The sequence below is a fragment of the Microvirga pakistanensis genome (assembly GCF_004458765.1).
GTDB lineage: Bacteria > Pseudomonadota > Alphaproteobacteria > Rhizobiales > Beijerinckiaceae > Microvirga > Microvirga pakistanensis.
Map to the genome: position 1 here is coordinate 1 of NZ_SPJX01000039.1, position 223 is coordinate 223.

Sequence of the window (223 nt, forward strand, 5' to 3'; positions counted from 1 at the left end):
CATCTGGTCGAGCATCGAGAACAGACGGTCGAAACCGACCGTGTTGCGGTACAGGGGAGCAAGATCGAACTGTCGCATGGCATATCCTCCTTCAGAAGCAACATGCATCTCCTGAAGATCCACCTCTCTTGAGGCTGGATCTGGGTCTCGTGACGCCGTCTGGCCGTCACGGCTTCCATGTGGGAATAGATACGTTTGCATTCAAGAGGCTCGCCCAACCGGG

Annotated in this window: 1 pseudogene; it reads right to left on the reverse strand. The window is 56.1% G+C overall.

Annotated features, from left to right (window positions below):
- Window positions 1–78, reverse strand: a pseudogene (locus tag E4K09_RS30000) (molecular chaperone); the annotation flags it as partial.
- Between the last annotated feature and the right edge of the window lie 145 nt (window positions 79–223).